Source organism: Herbaspirillum sp. C9C3 (assembly GCF_013359625.1).
Taxonomy (GTDB): domain Bacteria; phylum Pseudomonadota; class Gammaproteobacteria; order Burkholderiales; family Burkholderiaceae_D; genus Herbaspirillum.
Map to the genome: position 1 here is coordinate 1 of NZ_JABFMQ010000020.1, position 16,767 is coordinate 16,767.

The 16,767-nt window shown below is 62.1% G+C and carries 14 protein-coding genes and 3 tRNA genes; 2 read left to right on the plus strand and 15 right to left on the minus strand.

What is annotated here, in order from left to right; translation table 11 throughout:
* Positions 1-135: 135 nt before the first annotated feature.
* The 14 genes from HNO82_RS16915 to HNO82_RS16980 form a co-directional block, all read right to left on the minus strand.
* Positions 136-210, minus strand: a tRNA-Thr gene (locus tag HNO82_RS16915).
* A gap of 46 nt (positions 211-256) precedes the next feature.
* Positions 257-330 (minus strand) — tRNA-Gly (locus tag HNO82_RS16920).
* 79 nt (positions 331-409) lie between these two features.
* Positions 410-495, minus strand: a tRNA-Tyr gene (locus tag HNO82_RS16925).
* Between the two features lie 128 nt (positions 496-623).
* The gene (locus tag HNO82_RS16930) at positions 624-1,886 is read right to left on the minus strand and encodes an AmpG family muropeptide MFS transporter (protein ID WP_175344511.1); all 1,263 of its coding nucleotides are present in this window, start codon (positions 1,884-1,886) and stop codon (positions 624-626) included.
* Between the two features lie 121 nt (positions 1,887-2,007).
* Positions 2,008-2,610 (minus strand): methionine biosynthesis protein MetW, encoded by a 603-nt coding sequence (metW, locus tag HNO82_RS16935; protein ID WP_008334087.1) that lies wholly within the window; start codon positions 2,608-2,610, stop codon positions 2,008-2,010.
* Positions 2,607-3,746 (minus strand): homoserine O-succinyltransferase MetX, encoded by a 1,140-nt coding sequence (metX, locus tag HNO82_RS16940; RefSeq protein WP_008334086.1) that lies wholly within the window; start codon positions 3,744-3,746, stop codon positions 2,607-2,609. The genes metW and metX overlap by 4 nt, the downstream gene beginning before the upstream one ends.
* 325 nt (positions 3,747-4,071) lie before the next feature.
* A complete protein-coding gene (gene ptsP / locus HNO82_RS16945) occupies positions 4,072-5,862 on the minus strand; it encodes a phosphoenolpyruvate--protein phosphotransferase (protein ID WP_008334085.1) in 1,791 nt (596 codons plus the stop codon).
* A gap of 249 nt (positions 5,863-6,111) precedes the next feature.
* A complete protein-coding gene (locus HNO82_RS16950) occupies positions 6,112-6,381 on the minus strand; it encodes an HPr family phosphocarrier protein (protein ID WP_175344512.1) in 270 nt (89 codons plus the stop codon).
* 55 nt (positions 6,382-6,436) lie between these two features.
* A complete protein-coding gene (locus HNO82_RS16955; protein ID WP_008334083.1) occupies positions 6,437-6,847 on the minus strand; it encodes a PTS sugar transporter subunit IIA in 411 nt (136 codons plus the stop codon).
* A 65-nt stretch (positions 6,848-6,912) separates the two neighbouring features.
* On the minus strand, positions 6,913-7,881 hold the full coding sequence (gene gshB / locus HNO82_RS16960) for a glutathione synthase (RefSeq protein ID WP_175344513.1): 969 nt from the start codon (positions 7,879-7,881) through the stop codon (positions 6,913-6,915).
* A 38-nt stretch (positions 7,882-7,919) separates the two neighbouring features.
* Entirely contained in the window at positions 7,920-9,218 is a 1,299-nt protein-coding gene (gene gshA, locus HNO82_RS16965) for a glutamate--cysteine ligase (RefSeq protein WP_008334081.1), read from the minus strand.
* Between the two features lie 447 nt (positions 9,219-9,665).
* Positions 9,666-11,198 (minus strand): ammonium transporter, encoded by a 1,533-nt coding sequence (locus tag HNO82_RS16970; RefSeq protein ID WP_175344514.1) that lies wholly within the window; start codon positions 11,196-11,198, stop codon positions 9,666-9,668.
* Positions 11,199-11,213: 15 nt separating this feature from the next.
* Complete coding sequence (locus tag HNO82_RS16975; protein ID WP_006713297.1) at positions 11,214-11,552, minus strand: P-II family nitrogen regulator; 339 nt, start codon at positions 11,550-11,552, stop codon at positions 11,214-11,216.
* Positions 11,553-11,564: 12 nt separating this feature from the next.
* Entirely contained in the window at positions 11,565-12,347 is a 783-nt protein-coding gene (locus tag HNO82_RS16980) for a TorF family putative porin (RefSeq protein WP_008334077.1), read from the minus strand.
* Positions 12,348-12,769: 422 nt separating this feature from the next.
* Here HNO82_RS16980 and HNO82_RS16985 point away from each other — a divergent pair, with 422 nt between their 5' ends.
* The gene (locus HNO82_RS16985) at positions 12,770-13,015 is read left to right on the plus strand and encodes an accessory factor UbiK family protein (RefSeq protein WP_008334075.1); all 246 of its coding nucleotides are present in this window, start codon (positions 12,770-12,772) and stop codon (positions 13,013-13,015) included.
* A 73-nt stretch (positions 13,016-13,088) separates the two neighbouring features.
* Positions 13,089-14,612 (plus strand): YifB family Mg chelatase-like AAA ATPase, encoded by a 1,524-nt coding sequence (locus HNO82_RS16990; protein WP_175344515.1) that lies wholly within the window; start codon positions 13,089-13,091, stop codon positions 14,610-14,612.
* Between the two features lie 7 nt (positions 14,613-14,619).
* Here HNO82_RS16990 and HNO82_RS16995 read toward each other — a convergent pair whose 3' ends face one another.
* Positions 14,620-16,626 (minus strand): OPT family oligopeptide transporter, encoded by a 2,007-nt coding sequence (locus HNO82_RS16995; RefSeq protein ID WP_008334050.1) that lies wholly within the window; start codon positions 16,624-16,626, stop codon positions 14,620-14,622.
* Between the last annotated feature and the right edge of the window lie 141 nt (positions 16,627-16,767).

Here is a 16,767-nt window from a genome sequence, read left to right on the forward strand (position 1 = left end):
CGATGGTGCCGACGTTCACGTGCGGCTTGGTCCGTTCAAACTTGCCTTTTGCCATCTTAGACTCCTAAATTTGATGAGAATGTCCAGGCAACACGCCCGACTGATTACTGACTTGTCAGCGATACGACGAGAAACTGGTGCCCTTGACGTGGATTGAACACGTGGCCTCTCCCTTACCAAGGGAGTGCTCTACCACTGAGCTACAAGGGCATTTTTCCGACTGCACAACAACCAAACATGCAGCCGGACCAAAACTTGGAGCGGGTGAAGGGAATCGAACCCTCGTCTTAAGCTTGGAAGGCTTCAGCTCTACCATTGAGCTACACCCGCGAGGAAACAACGTTCACTTCACAACCGCCGCGTCTTTCGATCGCGTATGTACTGCAGACTGCTTTGACTCCCGGCCTAATGGTGGAGAGGGCTGGATTCGAACCAGCGTACTCGTAAGAGGGCAGATTTACAGTCTGCTGCCATTAACCACTCGGCCACCTCTCCGTGCAGGGAACTCAAAACTATAGAGGAACATCGCTGGACTGTCAAATAAATTTTCGCTTCAACGCTAAATATTTTATCGACTGCCGGATATTGCTCAGAGGAACGACCCGCGACGTTTTTTCGAATCTTCAGGCTTTTTGTGTCTGCGACTCAACCGGCTTTTCATTCCAGGGCGCAATTCTAGGCAACATCAGCATTCCAGGCAAGGCCAGAACGAAACAAATTAGAAAAAAATTTAACCAGCCGGTGTCGGCGACGATATAACCGACCGAAGAATTCACAAAAGTACGCGGCACGGCCATCAAACTGGTGAACAAGGCGAACTGCGTCGCCGTATAACGTGGATCGGTCTCACGCATGATGTAGGCCACGAAGGCCGTGGTACCCAGCCCCACGCCAAAGGCTTCCATCCCGATCACCACCGCCAGCACCGGCAGGCTGGCACCGACGTGGGCCAGCCAGGCAAAGCCCAGGATAGGAATGGCCTGCAGCACCCCGAACACCCACAAACCCCGGTTGATGCCCAGCCGCACCATCCAGATGCCGCCGATGATGCCACCAGCCACGCTGGCCCAAAGGCTGGTGGTCTTGGAGACCACGCCGATCTCGGTCATTGAAAAGCCCAGGTCGATATAGAACTTGGTGGCCAGGGCGGTGGCCATGCTGTCGCCCAGCTTGTAGAGGAAGATGAAGCCCAGCACCCACAGCGCATTGCCCCAGCCGCCACGGGCGATGAATTCACGGAACGGCAGCACCACGGCTTCATAAAGATTCTTGGGCGGGGTGCCATAGACCTTGGGTTCCTTGACTACCAGCGAGCACAGCAGCCCCGGCAGCATGAAGGCCGCCGTGATCCAGAACACCGTCGGCCAGGGCAGTTGATCGGCCAGCACCAGCGACAGCGCGCCCGGCACCATGCCGGAGAGCTTGTAGGCATTGACGTGGATGGCACTGCCCAGGCCCAGTTCGGCTTCGGGCAGGATCTCGCGCCGGTAGGCATCGATGGCGATGTCCTGGCTGGCCGAGAGGAAGGCCACCACCGAGGCCATGATGGCAATCGTGCTGACGTCGGAGAGCGGGTCGAGCATGCCCATGCCGCCAATGGCCAGGAACAGCAGCAGCTGCGTGGACACCATCCAGCCACGCCGTCGGCCCATGCGCCCGAAGTGGAAGCGGTCCATCAGCGGCGACCAGACGAATTTCCAGGTATAGGGGAACATCACCAGCGCGAACAGTCCGAGGGTCTTGACGTTCAGCCCGGACTTGGCCAGCCAGGCCTGCAACAGGCTCAGCAGGATGAACAGCGGCAGGCCGGAGGTGAACCCAAGGAAGACGCAGATCAGCATGCGCCGGTTCAGGTATTGATGCCAGGAAGCGGCGGGTGCGGTCATAAGGTGGGGCGGCTCGGCTCGAAAAACGCGGAAGATGAAACAAAAAAACGCCGGTGGCCAGCGGTGGGCGCTGCCGGGCCGGCGTCTGCGGGACATGGTGAAGCTTTCTGCAAATTTCCGGCTAGCGCTTGCGCAGCCTGAACACCGCCAGGCTGCCGCGCCAGTTGGGGAAGTAGCGCACCGGTTTGCCGTCCTTCAGGGCGACGCATTCCAGCACTTCCAGCCCCAGCTCGTTGGCCAGCGCCTCGAAGTCGCGGATCGTGGCGCAGCGCAGGTTCGGCGTATCATACCACTGGTACGGCAGGCTCCTGGACACCGGCATGCGCCCGCGCAGGAGCGCCACGCGGTGCGGCCAGTAGGCAAAGTTGGGGAAGGACACCGTCACCTCGCGCCCGACCCGGGCGATTTCGCGCAGGGTCCCCTCCACATCCTTGACCATCTGCAGCGCAGACAGGCACAGCACGGTATCGAAGGCATTGTCCTCGAACATGGCCAGACCGCCGTTCAAGTCCTGCTGGATCACCGAGACATTGCGTGCCACGCACTTGGGAATCTGCGCATCGTCGATCTCCACCCCGTAGCCGGTACAGCCCTTGTCGCTCTGCAAATAATCCAGCATCACGCCATCGCCGCACCCCAGGTCCAGCACCTGCGACTTCTCGCGCACCCAGTGGGCAATGAAGGCCAGGTCGGGGCGCAGTGCGCTCAATTGTTCGAAAGTCATGCGCGGCCCTCCTGCTGCAGTTCAGTCCAGATACTTCCGTAGTATTCGCGCACCACCTTCATATAGCGCGCATCGTCCAGCAGGAAAGCGTCATGCCCGTGCGGGGCGTCGATTTCGGCATAGCTCACGCGGCGCTTGTTGGCCACCAGCGCCTGCACCATCTCGCGGCTGCGTTCGGGCGAGAAGCGCCAGTCCGTGGTGAAGGACACCAGCAGGAACTTGGCCCGGGTACGGGCGAACGCCTTGGCCAGATCGCCGCCGAATTCCTGGGCCGGGTCGAAATAGTCCAGCGCCTTGGTGATGAGCAGATAGGTGTTGGCGTCGAAATAGGTCGAGAACTTGTCGCCCTGGTAACGCAGGTAGGACTCGATCTCGAAATCCACGCCATAGCCGAACTGATACTGCCCCGAGCGCAGGTCGCGGCCGAATTTCTCGGCCATGTCGTCATCCGACAGATAGGTGATATGCCCCACCATGCGCGCCACCCGCAAGCCATTCTTGGGCACCACGCCATGCGCATAGAAATCGCCACCGTGATACTGCGGATCGGTCAGGATGGCCTGCCGCGCCACATCGTTGAAGGCGATGTTCTGGGCCGACAGTTTGGGCGTGGAGGCGATCACCAGACAGTGACGCAGGCGATCCGGATACATCATGCTCCAGGCCAGCGCCTGCATGCCGCCCAGCGAGCCACCCATGACGGCGGCGAAGCAGGCGATGCCGAGCCGGTCGGCCAGGCGCGCCTGGGCGTTGACCCAGTCTTCCACCGTCACCACCGGGAAATCGGCGCCATAGGGCTTGCCGGTGGCCGGGTTGGGGTGCATCGGGCCGGTCGAGCCGAAACAGGAACCCAGGTTGTTGACACCGATGACGAAGAAGCGGTCCGTATCCAGGGACTTGCCGGGACCGACCATGTTGTCCCACCAGCCGACGTTGTCAGGATCGTCGGCATAGACGCCGGCCACGTGATGGGAGGCATTGAGCGCGTGGCAGACCAGCACGGCATTGGATTTGTCGGCATTGAGGGTGCCGTAGGTTTCATAGGTCAGCGAGTAGTCCGCCAGCGAGGCGCCGCTCTGCAGCGGCAGCGGCTCGGCGAAGTGCATGACCTGGGGCGATACGATTGCCATCGACATGATTGTTCTGCGTAAGTGACTCGGCGCCAGGGGGCTCGGTGCGAGCGATGCTGGCGGTCGCTTCGCCGGGCGGGGTGGCCAGTCTCGTGCGCGGGCAACAAAAAAGCCCGGAAGCATTGCTTGCGGGCTCACTCATCGATGGGGCTACGCTACGTCTTGGGAGGAACAGCCGATCCAAGCTCGCTTTAGCCGCATTTAGATGGGATCAGTATCCCGGCGCCCGCAAGCTGAAGTTGGTCAAACCGTTCAAATCGGCGCAGTGGTGTAAGAATACCCAAGTCGGGCAGACCCGTCAAACGGCCCTGCCCGGCATGCGTCATGCTGCTTAACGACGGCGCGTGGCGACTCTGGCCTCGGCCATGGCGGGTTCGGCCTGCAGCGCCTGCAACTGCGCCATGGCCGCCGCGATGGCGGCCGGTTCGCTGGCGCGCAGCACCTTCTTGACCTGCGGCTCCAGCAGGCGCAGGTCGCTGTTCAAGATCTCGTTCTTCACCGACAGGATCTGCGAAGGGTGCATGGAGAATTCCAGCAGCCCCATGCCCAGCAACAGGCGCGTCCATTTGAGGTCACCGGCCATTTCGCCGCACACCGAGACCGGAATGCCGGCCTTGCGCCCCTGGGTGATGACGGTGGAGAGCAGGAACAGCACCGCCGGATGCAGCGGGTCGTAGAGATGCGCCACCTCGTGGTCTACGCGGTCGATGGCCAGGGTGTACTGGATCAGGTCATTGGTGCCGATGGAGAGAAAGTCCAGCCGCTTGATGAACAAGGGCAGCGCCAGCGCCGCCGCCGGGATCTCGATCATGGCACCGACCGGGATCTCTTCATCGAACTTCTGCTTGCGCTCGCGCAGTTGCTGCTTGGCCTGTTCGATCATGGCCAGCGTCTGGTCGATCTCGAAGGCATGCGCCATCATCGGCACCAGCAGCTTGATGGGACCATAAGCCGAGGCACGCAGGATGGCGCGCAACTGCGTCAGAAACATCTGCGGCTCGGACAGGCAATAGCGGATCGCACGCAAGCCCAGCGCCGGGTTCAGGGCCGTTTCCTCGTCCTCGTCCAGCGGCTTGTCGGCGCCCACATCCAGGGTACGGATGGTGACCACCCTGCCCTTCATGGCGATGACGGCCTGCTTGTAGGACTCGAACTGTTCATCCTCGCTGGGGAATTTTTCCAGATGACCGGCGCGCCCCATGAACAGGAATTCCGAACGGAACAGACCGATCCCCATGGCGCCGGCCTCGAAGGCATTGGCGGCATCGTTGGGCAACTCGATGTTGGCCAGCAACGTGATGGGTTCGCCATCCTGAGTGATGGCCGGGGTTTTCTTGAGACGTGAAAGTTTCTTCCGCTCGCGCAGCAGGCGTTCCTGGCGCGCGCGATACTGCGCCAGCACCAGCGGGGAAGGATCGACGATGACCACGCCGGCATCGCCATCGATGATGAGCACATCGTCGTGCTTGACCAGCACCGAAGCATTGTGCATGCCCACGGCCGCCGGAATGGCCAGGCTGCGGGCCACGATGGCGGTATGCGAATTGGGACCGCCCAGATCGGTGACGAAGCCGGCGAAGGCACTCTCGCGGAACTGCAGCATGTCGGCCGGCGAGATGTCGTGGGCCACCACGATGATGTTGGCGGCGGCTTCGCCGGTAGGTGGCAGTTGGCCGGCGCTGCCGGTGAGGACCTTGAGGATGCGCTCGCCGACCTGCTGGATGTCGGCCTTGCGCTCGCGCAGGTAGGGATCCTCGATCTCGTCGAACTGCGCCGACAATTCCTCGATCTGCGTCACCAGCGCCCATTCGGCGTTGTAGTAGCGATGGCGGATGATGTCCTGCGGCACCTCGGCCAGCATCGGGTCCGACAGAATCAATGAATGCACATCGATGAAGGCGCCCAGTTCGGGCGGCGCATCCTTGGGCAATTCGGAACGGATGATATGAAGTTCCTGGTGCACCGCCTTGACCGCGCTCTTCAGGCGCCCGATCTCGGCCTCGACCTGATCGGGTGCGATCAGGTAATGTTTGACGTCCAGTGCGGCCGGCGCCATCAAGTGCGCGCGTCCGATGGCGATGCCTTGCGACACCGCGATTCCATGTAAGCTGAATGAAGCCATCGCGTATCTCCTGCCTGTTTTCTTATAGTCCGCCGTGTTGCCAGCGCGCGGTAGCTCAAGCAAGTTACCGAACAAATAATGATTTGGCAATCACGACCGGGCGGGCTGCGCCAAAGACTATAGGACAAGCAGCGTATATGAACATTGTTTCAACCCGCACAGGAAATGCACGGGCCTTGACATGTCGCAAGAAGCATTCCAGCCATGCCACGATGTTGCGGCGCAATACCGCAAGTGCAGTGAAGGGGATTACTGGCCTTCGCCGAACTTGTCGGCAATCAGCGCTTCCAGTGCGGTGAAGCATTCCTGCTCGTCGGCGCCCTCGGTTTCCAGGGTGACGATGCTGCCCTTGCCGGCGGCCAGCATCATCACGCCCATGATGGACTTGGCATTGACGCGGCGCTTGTTGAAGGTCAGCCAGACTTCGCTCTTGAACTTGCCGGCCAGCTGGGTGAGCTTGGCCGAGGCGCGCGCGTGCAGGCCCAGCTTGTTGACGATTTCGAGTTCTTTTTGAATCATGTTCTGCTTTCGTTTTTATCGTGTTGGCGCGGTTCGATGCGGCCAGGCGCAAGGTTCACGCCGACGCCGCCACCCGGATGCGGTTGTCGATGCGCACCGCACCATTCTGGCCGCCTGCCAGCGCCATTTCAACCACCACATCCAGCGTGTCGTTACGGTAGGTCAGCGCCCGCAGCAACATGGGCAGGCTGATGCCGGCGATCACCTGCACGTTGCCCAATCCGCACAGGAAGCCCGTACAGTTGGAGGGCGTGCCGCCCATGACATCGGTGATGACCAGTACGCCGCTGCCATCGTCGAGGCGACCGACGGCCTCGATGGCCAGTTTTTGCACCTCCGCCGGGTTCTGGTCGGCGATCACGTCGATCGCCTCCATCCGTTCGGGACGGCCGCGGAAGACGTGCGTGGCGGCGGCCAGGAAAGCTTGCCCCAGCGGGGCGTGCGTCAAGAGAAGAATACCAACCATGGAATTGTTGCCATCTGATGCGACGCGCTTTTCCCCGAGCAGCCCGTCATGCTCTGTCGATCCCATTATCGGACCGACCCTGTTGCCTCTGCTGCCCCTGCGGCTGCCTCCAGTGCATCCACGAACATCGCCGCCACATCAAACCCGGTCTGCTCGGTGATTTCCTGGAAGCAGGTCGGGCTGGTCACGTTGATTTCGGTGAGATAGTCGCCGATCGCATCCAATCCTACCAGCAACAGGCCACGTTGATACAAGATCGGACCGAGCGCCTCGCCGATCTCGATGTCGCGTGCCGATGCCGGCTGCGCTTTGCCCAAACCGCCCGCGGCCAGGTTGCCGCGCACCTCGTTGCCCTGCGGAATGCGTGCCAGCACATTGGGCACCACCTTGCCGCCGATGAGGAGAATGCGCTTGTCGCCTGCGCTGATCTGGGGAATGAAACGCTGTGCCATGATCGTGCGTTGACCGTTGTCGGTCAGGGTTTCGATGATGGAGCCCAGGTTCATGCCATCGGCCTTGACGCGGAAGATGCCCATGCCGCCCATGCCATCGAGGGGTTTCAGGATCACGTCCTGGTGCTCGTCGTGGAAGGCGCGCAGACGCCTGGCGTCGCGCGTGACCAGGGTCGGCGCGGTGTACTGCGGGAACTGGGCAATGGCCAGCTTCTCGTTGTGGCTGCGGATCGCTGCCGGTTTGTTGAATACGCGCGCGCCCTGCTTCTCGGCCAGTTCCAGCAGGTAGGTGGTGTAGATGTACTCCATGTCGAAGGGCGGATCCTTGCGCACGATCACCGCATCGAATTCGGAGAGGAAGGACGACGCCGGCTTGTCGGCGCGATACCAGTCATCGGCATCACCGGTCAGGGTGATCTTGCAGGCATTGGCCGTCACCAGGCCGCTTTCCAGCACCAGGTCGCCCTGTTCAAAGGCGTAGATACTGTGGCCGCGACGCGCGGCCTCGCGCATCATGGCGAAGGTGGAATCCTTGTACGTCTTGAACGACTCCAGAGGATCGGCGAGGAAAGCGATTTTCATGAGGCTAGGGTCCTGTTGTGCCTGGCAAGGGCGCGATATTAATAAACTTCCGGGTTGGGGTCGGTCTTTTCCATCTCCACCGAGGCGGCCAGCAAGGCCAGCCGCGCCACCACCCCATACATGTAGAAACGGTTGGGGGCAGCCGTGCCCGGCTTGGCGTGCATGTCCGGCAAGGCATGCTGCTGGGCGAAGGCCAGCGGCACGAAATGCGCGCCGGGCGCATTGAGGTTTTCATTGACGCCGCGCTCGGCATGCACGCGATAGAATCCGCCTACCACGTAGCGGTCGATCATGTAGACCACCGGCTCGGCCACGGCCTGGTTGATGCGCTCAAAGGAGTGCACGCCTTCCTGCACGATCACTTCCGAGACTTCCAGCCCTTCCTTGCCGGCCAGCATGCCGGTGCGCTGCTTGCGGTTCAGATCCTTGATCTCGCTGGCATCCTTGACCGCCATGATGCCCATGCCGTAGGTGCCGGCATTGGCCTTGATGAAGACGAAAGGCTGCTCCTTGATGCCGTATTCCTTGTACTTCTTGCGGATCTTCGACAGCAGCGAGGAGACGCTGTCGGCCAGCGCGTCGGTGCCGGTGTTCTCCTGGAAATCGATGTCGCCGACCTTGGCGAAGAGCGGATTGAGCATCCACGGGTCGACCTCGACCATTTTGGAAAATTTCTTCACCACTTCATCGTAGGCGGCAAAGTGATTGCTCTTGCGGCGCAGCGCCCAGCCCGCATGCAGCGGCGGCAGGACGCTTTGTTCATGTAGCCCTTCCAGCACCGAGGGAATGCCGCTGGAGAGGTCGTTGTTGAGCAGCACGGTGCAGGGATCGAAGTTCTTCAGGCCCAGGCGGCGGCCATTGGCCGAGCGCTCCAGCGGTTCCAGCGTGATATGGGTGCCGTCGGGCAGCTCGATCTGCTGCGGCTTGGCTGCGCCCGGCGCCAGGCTGCCCAGGCGTACGTTCAGGCCGGTCTGGCGGAAGATCTGCATCAGACGGCCGATGTTCTGCAGGTAGAAGGTGTTGCCGGGCTGGGTTTCCGGGATCAGCAGCAGATTGCGCGCATCCGGACAGTATTTCTCGATGGCCGCCATGGCCGCCTGCACCGCCAGCGGCAGCATCTCCGGGGAGAGGTTGTTGAAGCCGCCCGGGAACAGGTTGGTGTCGACCGGGGCCAGCTTGAAACCGGCGTTGCGCAGGTCGACCGAGCAATAGAAGGGCGGCGTGTGCTCCTGCCACTCCATGCGGAACCAGCGTTCGATGGCCGGCGTGGCGCCCAGGATTTTCTTCTCCAGCTCCAGCAGGGGACCATTGAGAGCGGTGACAAGATGCGGGACCATAAAAGACCTTAACGAGATGTAAATGCCGGCAGCGAGTGTCGATTTTAGCGGATTCCTGAAACCGTGTTGCAACGCGGTAGAAACCGCCGTTGTCATTTCAGCAAAGCCCGGCCCGGCCACGGTCGCTGCAAAGGCGTGGACGGGAGTGTTCACATGGCGATGAAGACGGCATTTTAAAGAGTCCGACTCAATTACTCGGGAATTATCCGCCTGCGACGCGGCATTGCATCGGGAAAGCTTTTTTCATGAAGAAAAATGACGAAAAAGCGACAACCCGGCAGACAACTTGGCGATATGACAAGTATGCGCTTTTCTTCATGTTGTGAAGCGTACGAACGCGTACGAACGCCTACAAATGCCTACAAATGAAAACAGGCGCCCGAAGGCGCCTGATAAAGAGGCCGTTTCCAGCCCCGAAGGAATACTGCAGACTCAGTAGAGCGATGCTTAGTGGTAAGCCGATTCGCCGTGGCTGGAGATATCCAGGCCTTCGCGTTCTTCTTCCTCGGTCACACGCAGGCCGATGACGACGTCAACGATCTTGTAGGCGATGAAGGAGACCACACCCGACAGGATCACGGTGGTCAGCACGCCCTGGAACTGGATCCAGACCTGGCCGCCGATGGAGTAATCCGGTGCCACGGCGTTGGCCACGTAGTCATAGATGCCGGTGCCGCCCAGGCTGGGGGCTGCGAACACGCCGGTCAGGATGGCACCCAGGATGCCGCCCACGCCGTGCACGCCGAAGACATCCAGCGCGTCGTCCGAACCCAGGATCTTCTTCAGACCGCTCACGCCCCACAGGCACAGCAGACCAGCGATCAGGCCCATGACCACGGCGCCGATGACGCCCACGAAGCCAGCGGCCGGGGTGATCGCCACCAGGCCAGCGACGGCACCGGAAGCGGCACCCAGCATGGAAGGCTTGCCCTTGCCGATCCATTCGCCGAAGCTCCAGGACAGCACGGCAGCAGCAGTAGCCAGGATGGTGTTGACGAAGGCCAGGGCAGCAGTGCCGTTGGCTTCCAGACCGGAACCGGCGTTGAAGCCGAACCAGCCGAACCACAGCAACGAGGCACCGACCATGGTCAGGGTCAGGCTATGGGGCTTGAAGGCTTCCTTGCCGAAACCGATACGCTTGCCGATCACGTAGGAACCGACCAGGCCGGCAATGGCGGCGTTGATGTGCACCACGGTGCCACCAGCGTAATCCAGCGCGCCCTTCTGGAACAGCCAGCCCGAGATGGCGGTCGCCTTTTCAGCGGCAGCAGCGTCGGTGAAGGCGTCCGGACCCGGCCAGAACCAGACCATGTGGGCCATCGGCAGGTAGGAGAAGGTGAACCACAGGATCGAGAACAGGATCACCGCCGAGAACTTCACGCGTTCGGCGAAGGAACCGATGATCAGCGCCACGGTGATGGCGGCAAACGCACCCTGGAAGGCCACGAAGACCAGTTCCGGAATGACCACGCCCTTGCTGAAGGTGCCGGTGTTGGAGTCACCCGTCAAGCCGTGCAGGAACAGTCGGTCGAATCCGCCGAAGAAGGCATTGCCCTCGGTGAACGCGATGCTGTAGCCGTAGACGAACCACAGGATGTAGATCAGCGAGAAGATCATGAAGCACTGCATCAGCACCGACAGCATGTTCTTGCTGCGGACCAGGCCGCCGTAGAACAGACCCAGGCCAGGCAGGGTCATGAGGATGACGAAGGCGGTACAGACCAGCATCCAGGCGGTATCGCCCTTGTTGGGCACCGGTGCCGGCGCGGCAGCAGCAGCGGCCGGTGCGGCGGGAGCCGCCGCCGGGGCAGCGGCGTCAGCCTTGGGCGCAGCCGGAGCGGCAGCGGCCGGGGCAGCGGCGGTGGCCGCTGCGGCTTCAGGCTTGGGCGCGTCCTGCGCCTGGGCCGGAGCGGTAAAGCCTACCGCCAACAACAGCGCGCCAATGGCGAGCGCGCCGGAAAACATTTTCTTCATGCTCATTAGAATTCCCCTTTTTTACAGAGCGTCTTTACCGGTCTCGCCGGTGCGGATACGGATCACATCCAGCAGGTCCTGGACGAAGATCTTGCCGTCGCCGATCTTGCCGGTGCGGGCAGCAGTCTCGATGGCTTCCAGGGCGCGTTCGACGATGGCGTCGTCGACGGCCGCCTCGATCTTGGTCTTGGGCAGGAAATCGACCACATACTCGGCACCGCGATACAGCTCGGTATGGCCTTTCTGACGACCGAAGCCCTTGACTTCAGTCACGGTGATGCCTTGCACACCGATCGCGGAGAGGGCTTCACGCACCTCGTCCAGCTTGAACGGTTTGATGATCGCTGTGATCAGTTTCATACGAACCTCTTGTTAGAAAGTTTTGCTGATGGAGAAGACGAAGCCGTTCTTGCCGACGTTCTTGGTGCCATCCGATGCCGGGGTGGTCGTCACGCCGTCCTTCAGGTCGGTACCGACATAGGCCAGGCCCAGGGTGATGCCGGCAGCGTCGTCGAAGGTCTTGGACAGGCCGACCTTCCAGTCGGTATAGCTGAACTGGCCGGGGTTGCCACGCACGTTCTGGTGACCGAGGTGCAGACCGAGCATGACGCCATAGTAGGTCTCGATGTTGGCACCCAGATCGAAGTACTGGCTGTACTTGCTGTTGACGGCGCCGAACAGGTTGGTCAGCGATTGCGAATACTTGAAGTAGGCCGGACCGTAACCGACCTGACCGTACAGTTCGAAGGTATTGGCGTTCTTGGCGCCGCTGTTGGCCAGGGTGTTGCCCGGGTAGTAGTAGTACAGGCCGCCGACGTCATAGGTGAAACCGCCGCCGATGTCACCGCGCTTGCCGCCGTAGATGTCCCACTCGACGTTACCCTTGGTATCGGTACCGGTGAGGGTGCCGGCGTCCTTGATCCACTTGATGTTGCTCAGCCAGGTGCCGGCGTACAGACCGGTCGGGTTGTGCGTGTAGTCAGCACCAACCTGCAGCGCCGGGTCGAAACGGGTCTGGGTCAGGCCGCGGTAGCGGTAGTCGCTCACCACGGCGGCGTTGAAGCTCAATTCATTATCCGGCTTGGCGTCTTCGGCGCGGGCCACGGTAGAAACGAAGGATGCGGCGATGGCTGTTGCAAGAATCAGTTTCTTCATGACTTTCCCTCTGGTTTATGTTTGAACAATAAAGTCGTTTTTTTGTCTTTGCCCAAACCCTTTAGCAGGAGCCGTGCCATGTCCGTTCGGCAAGGCAGACTTGTCTTTTTGCGTGAAACCAGAGATTTGCAACGATTTTTTTCGAGAACAGCTTCAAAATAGTGCATCAAACCTGTCGATGCACGTCATTGGTGCGATATTGCTTGTTTTTTGTCAAACCTGCATCGGACGCGGCAATCACATTTTGGTGCGTGGGTGGTGGGCGAGGCCAGGATCACCAAGTCGGCGCATTTCTCGAAAGAAAATTCAACCTCGTGACGGCACCTGTGCACAAAAATGCAGTCTGTACAGGACATCGCGGTTTGAGGATGAGCGGGAAACCGCTAAACTTGCAGTACAGCTATCAGCCAAGGAGATCCGACATGGACAAGCCCCCATTTTTTGAAGACCTGCAATCCAAGATCAACAAGGCGATCGAGAACTCTCCGGCCAAGGACATCGAGAAGAACGTCAAGGCCATGCTGAGTCAGGGTTTTGCCAAGCTGGACCTGGTCACGCGCGAGGAATTCGACGTCCAGGCCCAGGTGCTGGCCAAGACCCGTGCCCGCCTGGAGGCGCTGGAAGCGCGTGTTGCCGAGCTTGAGGCTCAGCAAAAACAGACTCCATGATCCTGGCCCGGACACTTTTCTCTTTTTCTCCCCCTTCCCTTCTTCCTGCTGACAAGCTGCCGGGCGCATTGCGATGAGCCTGGCAGTCTTGCGCAGCCGCGCCCTGGCCGGCATGAGCGCCCCGCCTGTGACGGTCGAGGTGCACCTGGCCAATGGCTTGCCGGCCTTTACCATCGTCGGGCTCCCCGAAGCCGAGGTCAAGGAAGCCCGTGATCGCGTTCGGGCAGCGCTGCAAAACGCCCGGTTTGAATTCCCTGCCCGCCGCATCACCGTCAACCTCGCTCCGGCCGACCTGCCCAAGGAATCCGGACGCTTCGATCTGCCCATTGCGCTGGGCATCCTGGCCGCCTCCGAGCAGATTCCTGCGGACCGGCTGGACGATCATGAATATGCGGGAGAGCTGTCGCTGTCGGGCCAGTTGCTGCCCATTCGCGGCGCGCTGGCCATGACCTGCGCCATCCAGCGGGAGCACCAGGAACACGGCCAGCCACGCAGCTTCATCCTGCCGGCGGCCAATGCCGACGAAGCGGCACTGCTGCCCGAGGCGCACATCCTTCCCGCCAGGTCCTTGCTGGAGGTCTGCAGCCACTTCAGTACGCGCGACCCTGCGGCCCGGCTGCAGCGGCACCCGCCACGGTCGGCAGTGGACGTGCCGACCTATCCGGATTTCAGCGACATCAAAGGGCAGTTACAGGCGCGACGCGCGATGGAAGTGGCCGCGGCCGGCCAGCACAGCATCCTGCTGGTCGGGCCACCCGGTGCCGGCAAGTCGATGCTGGCCACGCGCTTGCCCGGCATCCTGCCGCCGATGACGCTGGAAGAGGCGTTGGAGTCAGCGGCGGTGCAATCCTTGAGCGGCAGTGTCGACATGGATCGCTGGCGCCAACGCCCCTATCGCGCACCGCACCACACCGCCTCCGCCGTGGCGCTGGTCGGCGGCGGCAGTTCACCCCGGCCCGGAGAAATCTCGCTGGCGCATCATGGGGTCCTGTTCCTCGACGAGATCGCCGAGTACCCGCGCAGCGTGCTTGACGTGCTGCGCCAGCCGATGGAATCGGGGCATATCGTGATATCGCGGGCGGCGCGGCAGGCACGGTTCCCGGCGCGCTTCCAGCTCATTGCGGCGATGAATCCCTGTCCGTGCGGACTGCATGGTGATCCGCAAGGCCGCTGCCGCTGTACGCCCGAGCTGGTCAAGCGCTACCAGGCGCGCCTGTCCGGTCCGCTGCTGGACCGCATCGACATGCAGATCCATGTGAGCGCCCTGAGCCCCGCCGAACTGGCCAGCCAGCAGCCGGGCGAATCCAGCGCCGCCATCGCGAAGCGCGTCGCACGCGCCTTCGAACGCCAGTGGCAACGCCAAGGCAAACCCAACAGCCAGCTCGGTGGCAGCCAGATCGACCGGTACTGCCAGCACGACGATGCCGCAGCCCAACTGCTGCAGGCCGCCATGCTGCGGCTGAACTGGTCGGCGCGGGCCTATCACCGGGTGCTGAAACTGGCCCGCACCATCGCCGACCTGGCCGATGCCCAACACATCCTGCAGACGCACGTGGCCGAGGCGGTCCAGTATCGGCGCATGCTGGGCGGGTATTAGGGCCTCTTCAGCGCGCCGGCAGGATGCGCCGCGCAAAGGCGATCAGTACCAGCGCCAGCGCGACCAGTCCAAGCCACTGTGCGGTCGACTCAAACGCGCCCGACACCACGGCCAGCGGTGCATCCTTGCCGGTAAAGCCGATGATGGCCGCCAAGAGCACGCCGACCAGACTCTCCCCGACGATCAGGCCGGATGCCACCAGAATGCCACGCTGACGCGGCTGGTCCGCATAGGCCTGCGGATCGGCACCAGCGGCCAGCGCACGACGCCGCAATGCGCGTTCAATCAGCCAGCCCAGCAAGGCCCCCAGGAACAGGGCGCTACTGACCATCGGCGGCAGGTAGATGCCGATGCCTACCGCCAGCACCGGAAGGCGCGCCACACCGCCACGACGGGCCAGCAGCCAGTCGATGACGATGAGCACGATGCCCAGCGCCACCCCCACGCCCAGCATGGTCCAGTTCAGCTCACGGGTGAAGATGCCGGTCGCGATGGCCGTCATCAGCGTGGCTTGTGGCGCCGCCAGGGCCTGCGCCGCATCCATGCCGGCGCGCGGCAGGGCACCGGTGAAGCCGTAGGCGTTGTAGAGCAGATTGAGCACCGGAGGAATGATCAGCGCACCCACCACGCAACCGACCAGCAGCGCCACCTGCTGGCGCCAGGGCGTGGCGCCGACCAGCTGGCCGGTCTTCAGGTCTTGCAGGTTGTCATTGGCAATGGCGGCCACCGCGATGATGGCGGCGGTCACGAACAGCGCCACCGCGATGGCCAGCTTGCTGCCGTCGGGGGTGGCCAGCAGCGGATCGACCGCACCCGAGACCAGCAGCAGCACCGACACCAGAATCACCGCCACGATGCCGATACCGGAAATCGGGCTGGAGGAGGAACCGATGAGCCCGGCCATGTAGCCGCAGGCCGCCGCCACCAGGAAGCCGAACACGAAGGCAAACACCACCGCATAGACGATCAGCCCGATGAACAGCGCCGGCGACACCGGCGCCTCCGACAGGAAGGAGGCAAACACCACCGCCAGCAGCGCAATCATGGCCAGGCTGATGGCGATGATCCAGCGCGGCGACATGTCCTGATCGGTGCGCTCGGTGCTGCCCTGCTGGCGCCGCGCGAGCGTCGACAGCGAGGCCTTGACGCCTTCGAGCATGGGTTTGAAGAGCGTGGCCAGGGTCCAGACCGCCGCCACGCCGATCATGCCGGCACCGATAAAGCGCACCTGGCTTTTCCACAGCCCATTGGCGAAGTCCGACATGGCCACGTCAGCCGCATGCGGGGTCACCGCCGTGAGATAAGGCACGGCCACGCCCCAGGCAATCACCAGCCCGATCAGGATGGCGATGCCGGAGACGATGCCGATCATGTAGCCCGCACCCACCAGCGCCAGCGAAAATCCCATGGTCAGGCGCACCACCGAGGCCCCGGCGGTGAACCAGAGGCTGATGCTTTCGGCAAACAGCTTCAGGCCGCTGGCAATCACGCTGAAGGCTGCTGCCAGGGTGCCGCCGAAGAGAATATCGCGCAGGCCGCGCCGGGTTTGCTCGCCACCGTCGGCGTCGGCACTGCCCACGCGCAGGATTTCAGCGGCCGCCACCCCTTCCGGATAGGGCAGCGCGCTTTGCACCACCATCACCCGGCGCAGCGGAATGGAAAACATCACGCCCAGCATGCCGCCGGCGGCGCAGATGCCCAGCGTCTGCAGGAAGGGGAAGCCCTGCCAGTGGCCCATCATCACCAGGCCCGGCAGGATGAAGATGATGGAAGACAAGGTGCCGGCCGCAGACGCCTGGGTCTGGACCATGTTGTTTTCCAGGATGTTGGCATTGGAGAACAGGCGCAGCACCGCCATCGAAATCACCGCAGCGGGAATGGCCGAGGAAAAGGTCAGGCCGACCTTCAGGCCAAGATAGACGTTGGAGGCGGTAAACACCACCGTGATGAGCGCGCCCAGCAACATGCCGCGCAGGGTCAGTTCCGGCAGGCCGGTTTGGGTATGTTGATTCATATCGGTCGAGGGGGTCCGTTTCGATGCGTTCTTATACCGCAAGAATTGCGCGCAGACCATCGGACAAACGCGTTATTTGCTTCATATTGGCTTGCAAGCGCCTTTGTTATGATGCCTCTCTCGCCGTTTTCGGACCGTTGC

Excerpts from the sequence above, each read along its gene's own strand:
- HNO82_RS16930 (WP_175344511.1), bottom strand. The coding sequence starts at position 1,886 with ATGACCGCACCCGCCGCTTCCTGGCATCAATACCTGAACCGGCGCATG.
- metW (WP_008334087.1), bottom strand. The coding sequence starts at position 2,610 with ATGACTTTCGAACAATTGAGCGCACTGCGCCCCGACCTGGCCTTCATT.
- metX (WP_008334086.1), bottom strand. The coding sequence starts at position 3,746 with ATGTCGATGGCAATCGTATCGCCCCAGGTCATGCACTTCGCCGAGCCG.
- ptsP (WP_008334085.1), bottom strand. The coding sequence starts at position 5,862 with ATGGCTTCATTCAGCTTACATGGAATCGCGGTGTCGCAAGGCATCGCC.
- HNO82_RS16950 (WP_175344512.1), bottom strand. The coding sequence starts at position 6,381 with ATGATTCAAAAAGAACTCGAAATCGTCAACAAGCTGGGCCTGCACGCG.
- HNO82_RS16955 (WP_008334083.1), bottom strand. The coding sequence starts at position 6,847 with ATGGTTGGTATTCTTCTCTTGACGCACGCCCCGCTGGGGCAAGCTTTC.
- gshB (WP_175344513.1), bottom strand. The coding sequence starts at position 7,881 with ATGAAAATCGCTTTCCTCGCCGATCCTCTGGAGTCGTTCAAGACGTAC.
- gshA (WP_008334081.1), bottom strand. The coding sequence starts at position 9,218 with ATGGTCCCGCATCTTGTCACCGCTCTCAATGGTCCCCTGCTGGAGCTG.
- HNO82_RS16970 (WP_175344514.1), bottom strand. The coding sequence starts at position 11,198 with ATGAGCATGAAGAAAATGTTTTCCGGCGCGCTCGCCATTGGCGCGCTG.
- HNO82_RS16975 (WP_006713297.1), bottom strand. The coding sequence starts at position 11,552 with ATGAAACTGATCACAGCGATCATCAAACCGTTCAAGCTGGACGAGGTG.
- HNO82_RS16980 (WP_008334077.1), bottom strand. The coding sequence starts at position 12,347 with ATGAAGAAACTGATTCTTGCAACAGCCATCGCCGCATCCTTCGTTTCT.
- HNO82_RS16985 (WP_008334075.1), top strand. The coding sequence starts at position 12,770 with ATGGACAAGCCCCCATTTTTTGAAGACCTGCAATCCAAGATCAACAAG.
- HNO82_RS16990 (WP_175344515.1), top strand. The coding sequence starts at position 13,089 with ATGAGCCTGGCAGTCTTGCGCAGCCGCGCCCTGGCCGGCATGAGCGCC.
- HNO82_RS16995 (WP_008334050.1), bottom strand. The coding sequence starts at position 16,626 with ATGAATCAACATACCCAAACCGGCCTGCCGGAACTGACCCTGCGCGGC.